Origin of the sequence: Chryseobacterium koreense CCUG 49689, from assembly GCF_001045435.1 — a bacterium.
Lineage (GTDB): Bacteria > Bacteroidota > Bacteroidia > Flavobacteriales > Weeksellaceae > Kaistella > Kaistella koreensis.
Genome location: NZ_LFNG01000001.1, coordinates 85,194 through 100,102, shown reverse-complemented (window position 1 = coordinate 100,102; position 14,909 = coordinate 85,194). Strand labels below are relative to the sequence as shown.

Genomic DNA, 14,909 nt, shown 5'->3' with positions numbered 1-14,909 from the left:
AAAAACTTCCCAATTTTTTGAGAAGTTTTGAAAGGATCATCAAAAGTTATTTATCCTAAAATCGTCACCGTATTCTGCAGCATTTCAAAAATTGCATCCTTAGCATTTTCCGGTTTCACGTTTACAGCGCGGGTTCCGTTGAAATGGAGGCAGGTAACATAACCCAATTTTGCGGCATCCAGACAGGTGTATTTCACACAGTAATCCAGAGCCAAACCCACAATTTCAACCAATTGGATGTCGTGGTATCTTAAGAAATCATCAAGCCCGGTTTTCACAAACTGGTTATTATCCTGAAATCCGCTGTAGCTGTCCACATCGGGGTTTTTCCCTTTTTGCACGATGTGCGTTACTTTCTCGCGGTTCAGATCTTTGTGAAATTCTGCCCCGAAAGTTCCCTGAATACAGTGATCCGGCCACATATACTGCGGCAAACCATTGAGAATAATAGTTTCGCCCACTTTTTTACCGTTGTTGGAAGCAAAACTTTTATGGTTCGCCGGATGCCAATCCTGGGTGAGTACAATTTGGTCATACTGGTTTTCTTCCATCAGAAGATTGATATAGGGAATTATTTCATTTGCATTGGGAACGGCAAGTGTGCCACCTTCGCAGAAATCGTTTTGCACATCGACGATAATCAGGGCTTTTTTCATTGTATTAAATTTTTTTAACCGTGAATGGTTTCAACTTTATTTTTGGTAAATTTACTGAAACTAAAACGCAAAACTGCAGCCAAGCTAAGAATTTGGACAAAAAGTCAACAAACATAAAGATCTAATGGACAACCTTGAACAAAAGAAATATCCCATCGGAAAATTCGCCGCACCCGAAAGGATCTCAGACATCCAAATCGATCAATACCTGAAAGTGCTAAAGGATTTCCCCGGAAAGCTAAAATTGCTGATCGGAGACTGGACAGATGAACAGTTGGATACCCAATACCGGAAAGGCGGTTGGAGAGTGCGCCAACTGGTGAATCATCTTGCAGACAGCCACATGCACAGCTACATTCGCTTCAAACTCGCATTGACGGAAGACAATCCGACCATCAAAACTTATGACGAAGCGAAATGGGCAGAACTGCAAGACAGCTTCACTATTGACATTAAACCCGCTTTACAACTGCTGAAAGGTCTTCATAAACGTTGGGTTTACGAACTGAAATCGTTGACCAATAAAGAGTTTGAAAGCACTTTTTTTCATCCCGAACAAAATCGGAAAATCACATTGCGAGAAAGTCTGGCTTTTTATGCGTGGCATTGCGACCACCACTATGCACATATTGAAAATCTGAAAAAGGAGAAAGGTTGGTAATTTCGCGAAGTTTCTACCAAAAGATTCCGTAAATTTGGCTTTATTAAAAAGTGTTGTAATGAGTTTTTTAGATAAAATTTTCGGCAGTTCCGAAAAAGAAAATAATGTAGTAGAATTTTGGAACAAAATCGAATCAGAGGCAGATCTGGATGAAGTCATCCGGAAGTCGTTCCAGAAGAAGGTAGCCATTTTCAAACATTCCACAAGGTGCTTCATCAGCAAAACCGTGATGAGAAAATTTGAAAAAGAAGTGGAACGATCTGATAAAGATGTCGAATATTATTACCTTGATTTGCTCGCACACCGCGATATTTCCAATAAAATAGCCGATCAACTGGGTGTGGAGCATCAAAGTCCGCAACTCATCGTTTTGGAAAACGGAACCGTGGTGAGAAGTGCTTCTCATCATTCGATTAACTTGGATTTAGTTTGATTTTTAATGGAAGAGCACCTGAATATCAACAATTATCTTTCGGAGGTTTTGGAAATCCCGAAAGAAGCAATTTCTAACTGCAGCAACCATTTCAGCACGAAAAAATTGGCAAAAAATGAATTATTGCTCCGCGAAGGTGAAGTTTGTAACCAGACTTTCTTCGTAGAAAAAGGATTGCTGAGAATGTATTCCATTGATCGAAACGGGAAGGAGCATATCATTCAGTTTGCACCTGAAAACTGGCTGATTTCTGACAGAAGTTCCCTATACTTCAATGAAAAATCTAAATATTATATTGAAGCAGTGGAAGAATCGGAAGTCCTTTTGCTGAAAAACGATTTCTTCACCATCATCAACCAGACTTTTCCAAATACTGCTGAAAATAACGATCTATTGCTGCAGAAACACATCCGGAACCTGCAAAACCGCGTGAATTCTCTGTTGGCAGAAACTGCCGAGGAACGCTACATGGATTTCATCAAAATGTATCCAGATATTCTGCTTCGCGTTCCGCAATGGATGGTGGCGTCGTATCTTGGGATTACTCCCGAAAGTCTGAGCCGCGTAAGAAAGGAGCTTGCTCGTAAGAATTTTCGAACTTCATAAAAAAAGGAATCCACAATGGATTCCTTTTTTAGTTATTTTTACTTTCCGAGGTAAGATTTCAAAATCTTGCTTCTGGTATTGTGCTTCAGTCTTTTGATGGCTTTTTCCTTGATTTGCCGAACCCTTTCTCTGGTCAGATCAAATGTTTCACCAATTTCTTCCAAAGTCATCGGGTGTTTTCCATTGAGCCCGAAATAGAGTCGAACCAAATCGGCTTCTCTAGGCGTCAGTGTTTGCAAAGCTCTTTCAATTTCAATCTGAAGAGACTCCAACATCAAATCTTTATCAGGACTTGGCGATTCGCCGGAACGCAAAACGTCATACAAATTGGAATCTTCACCTTCCACTAAAGGGGCATCCATTGACAAGTGACGACCCGAATTTTTCATCGATTCCTTGATGTCGTCCTCACTCATATCAAGTACTTCCGCCAATTCTTCAGGAGAAGGAGGTCTTTCATTTTCCTGCTCTAGGTGCGCGTAAGCTTTGTTGATCTTGTTGATTGAACCAATTTTGTTCAAAGGCAATCTCACAATTCTGGACTGTTCCGCCAAAGCCTGCAAAATAGATTGGCGGATCCACCAAACCGCATAAGAAATGAATTTAAAACCTCTGGTCTCGTCATATCTTTTCGCCGCTTTCATCAAGCCCAGATTTCCTTCGTTAATCAAATCGGGGAGTGACAAACCCTGATTTTGGTATTGTTTAGAAACAGAAACCACGAAACGCAGATTCGCCTTGATCAGTTTTTCCAGTGCAACTCTGTCTCCGGCACGGATTTTTTGTGCGAGTTCCACCTCTTCATCGGCAGTAATCAGATCCACTTTCCCGATTTCCTGCAAATATTTGTCAAGCGACGCGGTTTCTCTGTTGGTAACCTGTTTTGTAATCTTTAATTGTCTCATTGAATAGTTAACAACCCATTTTTTAAGGCTGCAATTATATATACGACAGGAATGGCGAAAAGGTTACAATATTGTGAAAATAAAGCAAAATAGATTTCTTTGGGCGACTATTTCCGTCTTCCGTTCCCGCTTTTTTTCCTCCGGCGCCGGATTCCCTCGCAAGAAAAAAGAGCTCCACTCAAGCCGGGTCGCATTTTTCGCCACCCCCGAAGAGTCGTCACTAATTCATTGGTTTCGCTTCCCATTTAGCGGCAAAAAAAAACTCATCCCGAATTTCTGGGATGAGTTTACATGAATATAATCGTTCAATTATTTAATAATCAATTTGCTGGAAGACTTTTTGCCTTCGGATTGATAAATCAAAACATAAGTTCCAGGATTTGCTTTCACATTTATGGTATTTTTTCCAAGTTGCACCAAACCTGAATAGATCATTCTTCCACTCATATCCGAAATCATGATGTTTCCTGATTTTTCTGCATCAAAAGTGAAAGTACCATTACTTGGGTTTGGATAAATGGTGCTTTTGGCAATAGCATTTTCCACAGTTGCCAAAGGTTGTGCACACAGATAAGGCGAAAAAGTCACCAATCCCAAAGACGCGTTGTCAACCTGGTGAAAAATCACTTCTTCCACCATGGCGTCATCAGAAAGCTCGTCTTCTCTCCAGCAGTTGTTTTTAGCGCTTACTGCGTTTGGAGTATTGTTATAGAGCGCATAAATCTGGCCGCCGTTTCCATTGTTCTTGAACACGTTTTGGCCAACACTTCCCAAAGTTCCGCCTCCAAGGTCTGCAGTAGTGGTGCTTACCAAAGTAATTCCCCACAAACTTCCACGGATTTGGTTTTTCTCTATTTTAAAGGACCCGTTTCCGTAGAGGTTGATTCCGCTTCCGCCATTTGCAGGAACGGTTTCCACATTGTTATTGGTCAAAATGTTATTTGAAATCGTTCCGGAACAATTATTTCCGGTAATGGTGATTCCATAGCGGTTGTCGGTCACTGTATTTCCGTCAATCAATACCGTATTGGTTACTCCCAAAAGTGAAGAAACTGAAATTCCGCCCACTTTGTCATTAAGTCTGTCACCGATAATGGTATTGTTCAAAATCTTGGTAGTTCCGCCGGTTCCACTTGGTCCCATGTTGATTTGTGGACGGTTCGAGTTGAGTTTGGTGTTTTTGGAAAGGTAGTTATTGGTGAATTCCAGCGCAACTGAAGAATTCGCTCCGGAAGCTACTGCAGGCAAATCGTTTTCAATAAACTGCGAATTTTTGACCACCGGATTTCCTGTAGAAAAATTTACCGCAGCTCCGGTTGACTGGCCGGCTTTGTTGTACCTCACAATGCAGTTGTCCATCATGAAATTTCCGGTCAATGCCTGAATTCCACCACCATATTCAATAGTGGTATTTTTGAAGGTGACATTTGCAGTGGATTCCAGACGCATTCCTTTCCACACGTTTGCCGGATCGGTCGCGGTGATCTTGAAATTGGTGGCTGTGGTGTTGTAGGTTCCAGCGATGGTCAGTAGAATTCCCGAATTAATTTTCAATGTGGTATTTTCATCCATATTCAGGATGTCACCTGCAGAAATTACCACATTTGCCGTCATTGTGTAATCGGTTCCATTATTTACCACCACAGAAGGTGCTGCTGCAGAAAGTGAAGCCAGATTATAGGTTACACCTGTTCCGGGTGAGGTAAACTGTGAAAAAATAACCGTTGAAACTAACGATAAAAGTAATAAAGAAAGTTTTTTCATTGCTTAAAATTTTGCCAAATTTAAAACTATTATGTTAAAAACACTAATTTGCAGCAGTCAAATATTTCGGACTTATTGATTATTTTTGAGAAAAATTAAGCATAATGAAGTTTTCACCAATCATTGTCGGAACCATGAGATGGGGAATTTGGGGTGCGAATCATTCCGAAAGAGAAGTCCAAGGTCTAATTGAAACTTCCATGGATTTAGGACTTTCCACGTTTGACCATGCCGATATTTACGGAGATTATACCACGGAAAAACTTTTCGGTGATGCGTTTTCAAAAATGAAAATCAAGAGGGAAGAAGTTCAGCTGATTTCTAAATGTGGAATTGAAATGCCCTGTGAAAATCGTGATTTCAAATTGAAGTCCTACAATTATTCCAAGGAATATATTTTAAATTCGGTTGATAAAAGCCTTGAAAACTTAAAAACCGATTATCTCGATTTGCTTTTGCTCCATCGTCCCTCACCATTGATAAATCCTGAAGAAATAGGGGAAACCTTCGGTATTTTAAGAGAAAACCATAAGGTCAGACATTTCGGCGTCTCCAATTTTTCCACTTCTCAATTTGATTTGATTAATGATGCTTTTCCTTTAGTCACCAATCAAATTGAAGTATCAGTTAATCAGACCAATGCTTTCTACGATGGAACTTTGGACCAAATGATGCTCAAAAAACTTCAACCTATGGCATGGTCCGTCATGGGAAATTATTTCACTGAAAAATCTATCCAGAATATAAGGATCAAAAAAGTTTTGGAGGAGCTTTGCCCAAAATATCATGCTGAAGAGAACCAAATTCTTTTAACATTCATTTTAAAACATCCGGCAAAAATCCTCCCCATCGTGGGAACCGCGAAAGCTGAAATCCTCCGAAAATTCAGTGATTCCTTGGCTATCAATCTGGAAAGGGAGGACTGGTTTAGACTTTTGGAAGCCTCTGTAGGAGAGGAAGTTAAATAAACTTTATATGAAAAAGTTGCATTTCTGATTTATAGTTGTATCTTGCACCCGTTTTTATAACCGAAATCAATATTTGTTCATCCTTTGTTGAGTTTCATTTATAATTTCAGCATGTATTAATTTTTAATTTTTTTTATGATGAACATTTTTGTTTCAAACATCAACTATGCAACCAAAGAACAGGCGTTGCACGATTTATTTTCAGAATTTGGCGAAGTAACTTCTGCCAAAATCATTACCGACAGAGACACAGGAAGATCCAGAGGATTTGGATTTGTGGAAATGGGCGAAGAAGATGGAAAAGCATCTATCGAGGCACTAAACGGAAGAGAACTTGACGGAAAAGAACTTAACGTTTCTGAAGCAAAACCAAAAGAACAAAAACCAAGAAGAAGTTTCGATAACAACCGTGGTGGTGGTTATGGTGGCGGAAACCGTGGCGGAGGTTACGGCGGTGGAAACAGAGGCGGTTACGACCGAGGATCTTCCAACTGGTAAGATATTACAAATAATAGGGAAAGCGGCTTTTTGAGCCGCTTTTTTTGTGCAAATATTTCTTCGCCGTGCTGATTTGTGAAAAATAAAATTGCAAGAAAATGACTTTCTTATTTTTTTCTGACCAATAGATAGGCATCATTATAAAATACCTGCTCTCTGGCATATTTTTCCAGGATGAGATTGTCGAAAACCAACTTTAAATGGTATTTTCCAAGATCGTTTTCAAAGGAAATCTCGGGCACGGAAATTTGTCCGGACCGGTTTTTAAACTGATTTAGATAATTATGGATCAAAGGCGAAACATCCCAACTTTCCTTGCCGTTTAAAGTAATACTCAGTATTTTTCCTGAAAATTCCTGGCGCGCGAAAGTGAAGGTATCGTCGTCAAATTTAAAATCTCCATTTCTGTAATGAGAAGCTGATACAATGTAATCGTAACCACTGATGGCGTGGAACTTATTTTCTGCCAAGACTTCAAGGCGGTTTTCATCAGAAGCTTTGTGTGTGTTTTCAACCTGGGTGAATTTTTTCCTTATTTCATCTTGAACCAACCCAAATTCTTTTCTTTCGATTGACTTTGCTAAGGTCTTTTGGTCGCCAGAATTCAATAATGTAAACAAGAATTCTTTTTCATTCCTTTTCGCCAGGAAATTGAATTTGCTTGAAATCTCTTCTGCAATAGTGTCTGAAACTTTTTTGTGGAAATCTATGGTTCCTTTGTCAAGCAGATGATATTGAGCAAGAACATTTTTAAGTTCCGTTTTCTGACTTCTTTTAGCCACTGCAAAGGTGTTCAGATAAGGCATTATCAGCGAAAAAAGTCCGAAACAGAACAAACTGACCGGAATAAATTTAATAGTCGTTTTCCTGAAAAAAATAAAATATAAAACCACGGAAGCCAGCCAAATTGCAAGAATCAATACGAAATACCGCGGCTCTGTGTAACCATATTCCAAAATTCTGGTGAAAATCGCAATGAATAAAAGTAGGATGAGCGGAAATAAAGTGTAGTAAAAAATTTTAGAGAAAATTTGAACCCAAGATTTGGTGGATTCCTTTTTTAAAGGATAAACCAGGAGAAAAGCCAAAATTCCAACCACCGAATACGCCAAAATCAGATAAGAAACCCAACCTCTCGGAAGCTCCCATTTGATAAGGATTTTCGCAGAATAGAAATAAAGGATTACCGAATAAATAATGAGTAGCGGAATCAGGATGTATTGCGTGAAAAACTTCAGAATCAGTGGGTAATCATCGCTGCCTTCCAGAAATTTCAAGCCTTTTTCATTGAAAAGTAAAAAAATAAAGCAGCTTCCGAAAATGGCGAAAAACTGGAAAGTGTGGAAATAGTATTTGTCCCTAAAATTGAAGTCGAAAAGTTTGTCGACCGCGAGAATTGCCAGCAAAACACCGCCCGTCAAAACTCCAGTGAAAACGGCGGTCAAGAAAGTATGGATGAACAGATTCTTGTTGTATTGCCAAAAATGAAGCTCCCGTTTTTGTCCAAAAAATGGAATGAACGATACCAAAAGATGCGAAAGAATAAATGCCGGAATCAGCATGAAGGCGTAAACCTCCGTGAAATCCTCTTTTTTTTCAGGAAGAAGAAAATAGAAAAAAACCAAAAAAACGACTCCGATCAACTCTGGAATCAAAGCCTTTCCGGTTCGTTGTGAAAGCATTTTTAGGGCAAACATCAAAGAAATTCCCAAACAAGAAACTAAGGTGAATTTCACAAAAACGAAATTGCCGGGAACGGAATCGAAATTACGTTCAGCAAAGCAGATCAGAGAAACTGCGGCCAGAAAAGCCATCAACAGAACCATGGGATATTCCCTGATCACGTCGTCAGTTTTCCCGAAGATTTGTTTGAATTTCTTGAGCATTTATTGGAGGTTTGAAAAATTACGTTACTTTTTTTTCCATGAAAATGGGCCAAATTCCGAATGGACTTTTTCGATACTTCGATTTCACTTGCACAGCAAAATTCACCACAGGCAATTTATTTGCTTCTCTTGCCTTGTTTTTTATCCTTTTTCTTGCCTTTCTTCTTAATTTTTTTATCAGAAGTGATTTCGTCCACAAACTTACTGATTGGATCATTTTTTGGGGATTCCGAAAATTCATCAACGGGAACCACCGTAGTTTTAATTTCAAAATATTGGTTGAAATCTGAAGTTTTCAAATATTTCTCATCGAGCATCAATTTCACCAGCTCACTTCCGGAACCACTGAAATAATGGTCTAAAAAGTTTCGCAACAGAAATTTTTTGTAATCTTCAAAAGGAACTGCAACGGTATATTTGAAAATCCTGCCTTCTTTTTCGGTGGTCAAGAATTCCTTTTCCACCAAGATTTTCAGAAAGGTGGAAATGGTATTTTGGTGAGGTTTCGGTTCAGGATAATGTTCCACGATTTCACGCATGTAGGCAGAATTCAGTTTCCAAAAGATATTCATCAATTGTTCTTCGGAAGAAGTGAGGTGGTTTATTTTCATAAAAGTCAGCTTATTACTCTTTAGATATTATGCATGAGTCATCAATTGCTCATCAATATGTTTGCATAAAGGTAAATAAAAGAAACGGAAAGTGCGATCACCGCTCCAGAAATCACTTCTTTCACCGTATGCCTTTTCAAAATAATTCTGGTGATTCCCACCAAAACGGCGATTGCGCACCAGATGACTCCCAGTTTTATATTTTGGGCAAAAAAAAGTGCGGCAACATAGACGTTAAACGCTGTATGCATGGAGCTTTTGATGAAATAATTACTCAGCTGCATCAGCAAGAGCAAAACCATTAAAAAAGCGACCACCAAATCGATTTGCTGGAACCTGAAGTATTCATAAACCAAATAAACAGCAATCGCGGCAGCAATAAACGAATACAGGCTTTTTCGCTGATTTCTGTTGGAAACGTCCATATTGGAATAATTCCCCCGCTTCACGTTCCAGAAAATCCAAACGGTAATCGGCAAAATCATGATCAAAATAATAGGAAGGAACTTCTGCAAAGCTTCCTGAGTACTCATTTTCACAGCGCTGAAATAAACCAGATAAAGAACCAGCGAGGTCATTGGATTAAAAAAATTCGAGAAGAATTTGGAAAAAGCGATCAACGTCGGGTTTTTTGTTTTCAGCATAAGATTATTTATCTTTCAAAAATAATGTTTTCGCAGTAATAATATGAAAAAAATCTGGTTTTCCATTATCGGAAAACACGAATATAATTCGTATTTTTGCAACATATTTTCAACAAGCATGAAAGAATTTTCAAAAGAAGTTTACCTTAAATGGTACGAAGAAATGACGATGTGGAGAAGGTTTGAAGACAAATGCCGTTCTCTTTACCTAAAACAAAAAATCAGAGGGTTTTTACATTTATACAATGGTCAGGAAGCAATTCCCGCAGGTTTTGTGCATGCAATGGATATGACGAAAGACAGCATGATCACTGCTTACCGTTGCCATATCCATCCAATGGCGATGGGAGTGGACCCGAAAAGAATCCTTGCTGAACTTTGTGGAAAAGCTACCGGAACCTCTGGAGGAATGGGAGGCTCTATGCACATTTTCAGCAAAGAAAAAAGATTTTATGGTGGTCACGGAATCGTGGGCGGTCAAATTCCTTTGGGAGCTGGAATTGCATTCGCAGATAAATATTTCGAAACAGGTGGAGTAAATATCTGTTTCTTCGGAGATGGCGCTTCGCGGCAAGGTTCGCTTCACGAAACTTTCAACATGGCGATGAACTGGAAACTTCCGGTGGTTTTCGTAGTTGAAAATAACCAGTATGCGATGGGAACTTCTGTGAAAAGAACTGCAAACCACGAAGACATCTATAAATTAGGTCTTGGCTACGAAATGCCGTGTCTTCCTGTGGATGCTATGGATCCTGAAAAAGTTGCCGAGGCTGCTTATGAAGCTATCGAACGAGCAAGAAGAGGTGATGGACCTACCTTCATCGAGGCCAGAACTTACCGATACAGAGGTCACTCTATGTCTGATGCGGAACCATACCGAACAAAAGACGAGGTTTCAGAATATAAGAAAGGTGATCCAATCGAAATCGTGAAAAAAAGAATTCTGGATCATAACTGGGCGACCGAAGAGGAGTTAAACGCCATCGATGAGAAATCAAGAGATTTTGTGGAAGAGTGTGTCGATTTCATGGAAAACTCTCCATTCCCAGATCCTGAGAAAGTTTACGAATATGTATATGCACAGGAAGATTATCCATTCTTGGATAAATTAGAAAATTAAAAATAGTTTAATGTTTGTTATTTGGGCAGTGGAAGGAAATCCGCCTCAAATCTCAAATTTCAAAGTTCAAATCTAGATATCTTATGGCAGAAGTTATTACAATGCCCCGTCTTTCCGATACAATGACGGATGGTAAAGTGTCGAAATGGCACAAAAAAGTGGGAGATTCCGTAAAAGAAGGCGATGTTTTAGCAGAAATAGAAACTGATAAAGCCGTTCAGGACTTCGAATCCGAAGTGAACGGAACCCTTTTGTATATTGGAACCGAAGAAGGAGGATCATCGCCGGTGGATTCTATTCTGGCGATCATCGGCAAAGAAGGCGAAGATATTTCAGCACTATTAGGCGGAAATGCAAATGCAGGGGTCTCCGAAAAAACAGCCGACGTGAAAAACGAAAAGGAAGACAAAACTGAAGGAGAATCCGCTGACCTAGAGCAAACCAATGCAGAAATTCCAGCAGGTGTGGAAGTGATTACCATGCCGAGATTATCTGACACGATGACTGAGGGTAAAGTTGCCAAATGGCACAAAAACATTGGCGACGCTGTGAAAGAAGGAGATATCTTGGCAGAAATTGAAACCGATAAAGCCGTTCAGGATTTTGAAGCCGAAGTAAAAGGAACCCTGCTTTACAGAAGTGTAGAGGAAGGAGGAGCAAGTCCTGTAGATACCATTCTCGCAATCATCGGTCCGGAAGGAACTGACATTTCCGCGATTATTGCGGGAGGCGGTCAAAAACGATCAGCAGCAACCAATCAGCAGTCCGCACCAAAATCCGGGGATCAAAAATCTGCGCAGCCGGAAGCCAAAAGCCAAACATCAGCAGCTGAAAGCCGTTTAGCAATTTCACCTTTGGCCAGAAAAATGGCTGAAGAAAAAGGAATCAATGTCTATGATGTGAAAGGATCCGGCGAAAACGGAAGAATCGTGAAAAAAGATATCGAAGAATTTAAACCAAGTTCAGGACAAGTTGCTGAGAAATCTGCAGCAGCACCGGTGATAGCCACAGTTGCACCGGCAATGAATTTTGTTCAGGGAGAAGATTCCGAAACTCCTAATTCGCAAGTAAGAAACATTATCGCTAAACGACTCGCAGAAAGCAAATTCTCTGCACCGCACTATTATTTAATGGTGGAAATCAACATGGATAAAGCGATCGAGGCAAGAAAAGAAATCAATACTTTGCCGGATACCAAAATTTCTTTCAACGATATGGTGATCAAAGCAACCGCGATGGCTTTGAGAAAGCATCCGCAAGTGAATTCGTCTTGGGCAGGAGATAAGATCATCCACCACGGAAATATCAATGTAGGAGTTGCCGTAGCAATTCCAGACGGATTGGTCGTTCCGGTGCTAAAAAACGCGGATCAGATGAACTACAACCAAATCTCTGCTTCGGTAAAAGACATGGCGGGAAGAGCAAAATCGAAAGGCTTGAAAGCCAATGAAATGGAAGGATCCACATTCTCCGTTTCCAACCTTGGAATGTTTGGAATTGAAACTTTTACTTCCATTATCAACCAGCCGAACTCGGCAATTCTTTCTGTAGGAGCAATCATTGAAAAACCAATCGTGAAAAACGGACAAATCGTGGTAGGAAATACCATGAAACTTTCATTGGCTTGTGATCATAGAGTTGTTGATGGTGCGACGGGAGCACAATTCCTTCAAACTTTGAGAACTTATTTGGAGCAGCCTTTGACTTTGCTGCTATAATTTAGTGCATTACTAGCGCTTCAATCAGTGAACGCTGTACCTATTCAAACCCTTTCAATATTTCGAATACTGAAAGGGTTTTTTCTTAAAACCCGAACCATTTATGAAATAGTTTCAATCAAAATCACTATTTTTGAAACTTATGATCAGAGCGAAAAATATACACAAATCCTACGGTGATTTGGAAGTCTTAAAAGGGGTGGATATCCATATTTTGGAAGGAGAGGTAGTTTCGATCGTTGGCGAATCCGGTGCGGGAAAATCTACGTTGCTGCAAATTCTGGGTACCCTCGATTCACCGACTGATCCAAAAGCTTTCGGGACTCAGATTGCTTTAGCCGGAAATTCCTTTATTGAAATGAATGACCGCCAACTCTCTAAATTCAGAAATGAAAATATTGGATTCGTTTTTCAGTTTCACCAACTTTTACCGGAGTTTACCGCGTTGGAGAACGTACTTCTTCCCACGAAGATTTCGGGGAAAAACGAAAGGGAATCTTTAGAAAAGGCCTATTCACTATTTGAGGATCTGAATATTGCACACCGGCTTCACCACAAACCTAGCGAAATGTCAGGAGGAGAAGCTCAGCGAACTGCGGTTGCTAGAGCTTTGATCAATTCCCCAAAAATCATTTTTGCTGATGAACCCACGGGAAACTTGGATTCAAAAAACGCCGATGATCTGCACCAGCTTTTCTTCGATTTAAGAGATAAATACAACCAAACCTTCGTTATCGTGACGCATAACACGCACCTCGCGGAAACCACAGATAGGAAGTTGGTGATGAAGGACGGACTAATTATTTAAGTGGTAGAGTAGTTTATTATTTTAGAGTTCCATTAAGAAAATATTCAAGCGAATTGAAATGTCGATAAAATTCCTGGCTGAAGATGACCGACCTAGAGAGAAGTTCCTGCTGAAAGGCAAGAACGCACTTTCTGATGCCGAATTATTGGCAATCATCATCAAAATGGGACATCAGGAGGAATCCGCGGTGGAATTGGCGCGAAGGATTTTGAAATCCGTAGATCATAATTGGCATGAATTAGCGAAATTGTCGGTAAAAGATCTGTCCAAATTCAAAGGAATAGGACCGGTAAAGGCGATAGAAATCCTCACCGCGCTGGAAATTGGAAGTAGAAGAGCGGCGCAAGAAGTCCCAAATAAAATCCAGGTCACCAATAGCGAGGACACCTATCGGATTTTGCACCCTTTCATGGGGGATTTGCAGACCGAGGAGTTTTGGGCAATCTTCTTGAACCAAAGTAATAAGATTTTGCTGAAATCACGATTGACTTCGGGCGGAATCAACCAGTCCGTGGTGGATATAAGGATTTTGTTCAAAACCGCACTCGAAAATTTCGCAACCGGAATCATTGTGGCACATAATCATCCGTCGGGAAATTTGAAACCCAGTCAGGATGATCTGAATATTACGAAGCAGATTTCGCAAGCCGGAAAAGTACTAAACATTAAACTGCTTGATCACCTGATCATCACCCAAAATTCGTGGTTCAGTTTTGCAGAAGAAGGATTATTATGATCAATAAGCTGAAATATCACGAAATAGATTTCCAAAAATATTCCCACTGCATTGAAAATTCTGTTCAGAAAAATTTCCATGCAAGAATGGAAATCCTGGACGAACTTTGCGAAAAATGGGAACTTTTGATTTTTGAAGATTATCGATTCGTGATGCCTGTTCCAATAAAGGAAAAGTTTGGATTCCGCTTTGTGGTGATGCCGCTTTTTTGCCAGCAATTGGGGATATTTGGGCCTGAGAAAAATCCAGTGATTGAACAGAAATTTTTGGATTATCTTCAAAAGCATTTCCGGATTTTGACCTATTCCTTTAATTTTCAAAATTCTTTTGATTCCAAATTAAAAACCAAAAAGAATTACTGGATTCAGCCTACCGAATATCTGCAGTTGAGAAAGCATTATTTCAAAGGTCGAAAATCCACCGTGAAAACCGCACAGTATCTCCATTTCAAAGAATTCCCATTAAGTCAAAATATTGATTTTATTAATAATAACTTTAAGGGGTTGGATAAGAAAAATGATCAGGAAAAATTCCTGAGATTTCTTCACTTTCTGGATGAAAGAAAAATCCTGCGAATATTCGGTTCATGTAAAGATTCCGACTTGACAAATCTCGCGATCGTGATTGAAGAAGAAACCAATTTTTCATTGCTGGGATTGATCAATGACGAACGTTTTCGTGATGATAACGGCGCATCTTTCCTTATCGATCGGATTTTGAAAGAGCATATTTCCGAGAAATCCTTTAGTTTCATGGGTGGAAATATCCGTGGAATAGAGGTTTTCTTCAAAAGTTTCGGGTCTCAGCTGCAGGAATATGCCGTGATCGAAAATTCCGTAAAGGATTTGATGGCCCACTTCTTTAAAAAGTAGCAAATAATTAGTAATTTTGCACC

16 protein-coding genes are annotated in these 14,909 nt (G+C 39.8%); 10 read left to right on the top strand and 6 right to left on the bottom strand.

Annotation, left to right across the window (positions count from 1 at the left end; all coding sequences use genetic code 11):
- Positions 1-50: 50 nt before the first annotated feature.
- Positions 51-656: a bifunctional nicotinamidase/pyrazinamidase gene (pncA, locus tag ACM44_RS00430; protein WP_048498127.1), complete on the bottom strand. Its 606-nt coding sequence runs from the start codon at positions 654-656 to the stop codon at positions 51-53.
- A gap of 124 nt (positions 657-780) precedes the next feature.
- Between pncA and ACM44_RS00425 the strand changes: the two genes are divergently transcribed.
- Genes ACM44_RS00425 through ACM44_RS00415 form a run of 3 tightly spaced genes read left to right on the top strand, consistent with a single transcriptional unit; the run spans position 781 to position 2,356 of the window.
- Entirely contained in the window at positions 781-1,317 is a 537-nt protein-coding gene (locus ACM44_RS00425; protein ID WP_048498126.1) for a YfiT family bacillithiol transferase, read from the top strand.
- A 58-nt stretch (positions 1,318-1,375) separates the two neighbouring features.
- On the top strand, positions 1,376-1,750 hold the full coding sequence (ytxJ, locus tag ACM44_RS00420) for a bacillithiol system redox-active protein YtxJ (RefSeq protein ID WP_048498125.1): 375 nt from the start codon (positions 1,376-1,378) through the stop codon (positions 1,748-1,750).
- Between the two features lie 6 nt (positions 1,751-1,756).
- Positions 1,757-2,356: a Crp/Fnr family transcriptional regulator gene (locus tag ACM44_RS00415; RefSeq protein ID WP_048498124.1), complete on the top strand. Its 600-nt coding sequence runs from the start codon at positions 1,757-1,759 to the stop codon at positions 2,354-2,356.
- A gap of 38 nt (positions 2,357-2,394) precedes the next feature.
- On the opposite strand, the gene ACM44_RS00410 is transcribed toward ACM44_RS00415, so the two are convergent.
- Positions 2,395-3,261 (bottom strand): sigma-70 family RNA polymerase sigma factor, encoded by an 867-nt coding sequence (locus ACM44_RS00410; protein WP_039344711.1) that lies wholly within the window; start codon positions 3,259-3,261, stop codon positions 2,395-2,397.
- A 309-nt stretch (positions 3,262-3,570) separates the two neighbouring features.
- Positions 3,571-5,025: a T9SS type A sorting domain-containing protein gene (locus ACM44_RS00405; protein WP_048498123.1), complete on the bottom strand. Its 1,455-nt coding sequence runs from the start codon at positions 5,023-5,025 to the stop codon at positions 3,571-3,573.
- A 104-nt stretch (positions 5,026-5,129) separates the two neighbouring features.
- Here ACM44_RS00405 and ACM44_RS00400 point away from each other — a divergent pair, with 104 nt between their 5' ends.
- Complete coding sequence (locus tag ACM44_RS00400; protein ID WP_048498122.1) at positions 5,130-5,993, top strand: aldo/keto reductase; 864 nt, start codon at positions 5,130-5,132, stop codon at positions 5,991-5,993.
- 138 nt (positions 5,994-6,131) lie between these two features.
- Positions 6,132-6,491 carry an RNA recognition motif domain-containing protein gene (locus tag ACM44_RS00395; protein ID WP_048498121.1) on the top strand — a complete coding sequence of 120 codons (360 nt, stop codon included), beginning with the start codon at positions 6,132-6,134 and terminating at the stop codon, positions 6,489-6,491.
- A gap of 107 nt (positions 6,492-6,598) precedes the next feature.
- Here the strand turns inward: ACM44_RS00395 and ACM44_RS00390 are convergent, their stop codons facing one another.
- From ACM44_RS00390 to ACM44_RS00380, 3 genes are all read right to left on the bottom strand, one after another.
- Entirely contained in the window at positions 6,599-8,377 is a 1,779-nt protein-coding gene (locus ACM44_RS00390; protein WP_048498120.1) for a DUF4153 domain-containing protein, read from the bottom strand.
- A 116-nt stretch (positions 8,378-8,493) separates the two neighbouring features.
- Positions 8,494-8,988 carry a BlaI/MecI/CopY family transcriptional regulator gene (locus ACM44_RS00385; RefSeq protein WP_048498119.1) on the bottom strand — a complete coding sequence of 165 codons (495 nt, stop codon included), beginning with the start codon at positions 8,986-8,988 and terminating at the stop codon, positions 8,494-8,496.
- Between the two features lie 41 nt (positions 8,989-9,029).
- Positions 9,030-9,632 (bottom strand): phosphatase PAP2 family protein, encoded by a 603-nt coding sequence (locus tag ACM44_RS00380; protein ID WP_048498118.1) that lies wholly within the window; start codon positions 9,630-9,632, stop codon positions 9,030-9,032.
- Positions 9,633-9,750: 118 nt separating this feature from the next.
- On the opposite strand from ACM44_RS00380, the gene pdhA reads away from it, so the two are divergent.
- From pdhA to ACM44_RS00355, 5 genes are all read left to right on the top strand, one after another.
- Positions 9,751-10,752: a pyruvate dehydrogenase (acetyl-transferring) E1 component subunit alpha gene (gene pdhA, locus ACM44_RS00375; protein WP_048498279.1), complete on the top strand. Its 1,002-nt coding sequence runs from the start codon at positions 9,751-9,753 to the stop codon at positions 10,750-10,752.
- Between the two features lie 83 nt (positions 10,753-10,835).
- Positions 10,836-12,470: a 2-oxo acid dehydrogenase subunit E2 gene (locus tag ACM44_RS00370; RefSeq protein ID WP_048498117.1), complete on the top strand. Its 1,635-nt coding sequence runs from the start codon at positions 10,836-10,838 to the stop codon at positions 12,468-12,470.
- Positions 12,471-12,612: 142 nt separating this feature from the next.
- A complete protein-coding gene (locus ACM44_RS00365; protein WP_048498116.1) occupies positions 12,613-13,278 on the top strand; it encodes an ABC transporter ATP-binding protein in 666 nt (221 codons plus the stop codon).
- 58 nt (positions 13,279-13,336) lie between these two features.
- Positions 13,337-14,014: a RadC family protein gene (radC, locus tag ACM44_RS00360; RefSeq protein WP_048498115.1), complete on the top strand. Its 678-nt coding sequence runs from the start codon at positions 13,337-13,339 to the stop codon at positions 14,012-14,014.
- Positions 14,011-14,886 carry a hypothetical protein gene (locus ACM44_RS00355; protein ID WP_048498114.1) on the top strand — a complete coding sequence of 292 codons (876 nt, stop codon included), beginning with the start codon at positions 14,011-14,013 and terminating at the stop codon, positions 14,884-14,886. The genes radC and ACM44_RS00355 overlap by 4 nt, the downstream gene beginning before the upstream one ends.
- Positions 14,887-14,909: the final 23 nt, after the last annotated feature.

Coding starts and splice junctions, on each gene's coding strand:
- pncA (WP_048498127.1), bottom strand. CDS start 656: ATGAAAAAAGCCCTGATTATCGTCGATGTGCAAAACGATTTCTGCGAA.
- ACM44_RS00425 (WP_048498126.1), top strand. CDS start 781: ATGGACAACCTTGAACAAAAGAAATATCCCATCGGAAAATTCGCCGCA.
- ytxJ (WP_048498125.1), top strand. CDS start 1,376: ATGAGTTTTTTAGATAAAATTTTCGGCAGTTCCGAAAAAGAAAATAAT.
- ACM44_RS00415 (WP_048498124.1), top strand. CDS start 1,757: ATGGAAGAGCACCTGAATATCAACAATTATCTTTCGGAGGTTTTGGAA.
- ACM44_RS00410 (WP_039344711.1), bottom strand. CDS start 3,261: ATGAGACAATTAAAGATTACAAAACAGGTTACCAACAGAGAAACCGCG.
- ACM44_RS00405 (WP_048498123.1), bottom strand. CDS start 5,025: ATGAAAAAACTTTCTTTATTACTTTTATCGTTAGTTTCAACGGTTATT.
- ACM44_RS00400 (WP_048498122.1), top strand. CDS start 5,130: ATGAAGTTTTCACCAATCATTGTCGGAACCATGAGATGGGGAATTTGG.
- ACM44_RS00395 (WP_048498121.1), top strand. CDS start 6,132: ATGAACATTTTTGTTTCAAACATCAACTATGCAACCAAAGAACAGGCG.
- ACM44_RS00390 (WP_048498120.1), bottom strand. CDS start 8,377: ATGCTCAAGAAATTCAAACAAATCTTCGGGAAAACTGACGACGTGATC.
- ACM44_RS00385 (WP_048498119.1), bottom strand. CDS start 8,988: ATGAAAATAAACCACCTCACTTCTTCCGAAGAACAATTGATGAATATC.
- ACM44_RS00380 (WP_048498118.1), bottom strand. CDS start 9,632: ATGCTGAAAACAAAAAACCCGACGTTGATCGCTTTTTCCAAATTCTTC.
- pdhA (WP_048498279.1), top strand. CDS start 9,751: ATGAAAGAATTTTCAAAAGAAGTTTACCTTAAATGGTACGAAGAAATG.
- ACM44_RS00370 (WP_048498117.1), top strand. CDS start 10,836: ATGGCAGAAGTTATTACAATGCCCCGTCTTTCCGATACAATGACGGAT.
- ACM44_RS00365 (WP_048498116.1), top strand. CDS start 12,613: ATGATCAGAGCGAAAAATATACACAAATCCTACGGTGATTTGGAAGTC.
- radC (WP_048498115.1), top strand. CDS start 13,337: ATGTCGATAAAATTCCTGGCTGAAGATGACCGACCTAGAGAGAAGTTC.
- ACM44_RS00355 (WP_048498114.1), top strand. CDS start 14,011: ATGATCAATAAGCTGAAATATCACGAAATAGATTTCCAAAAATATTCC.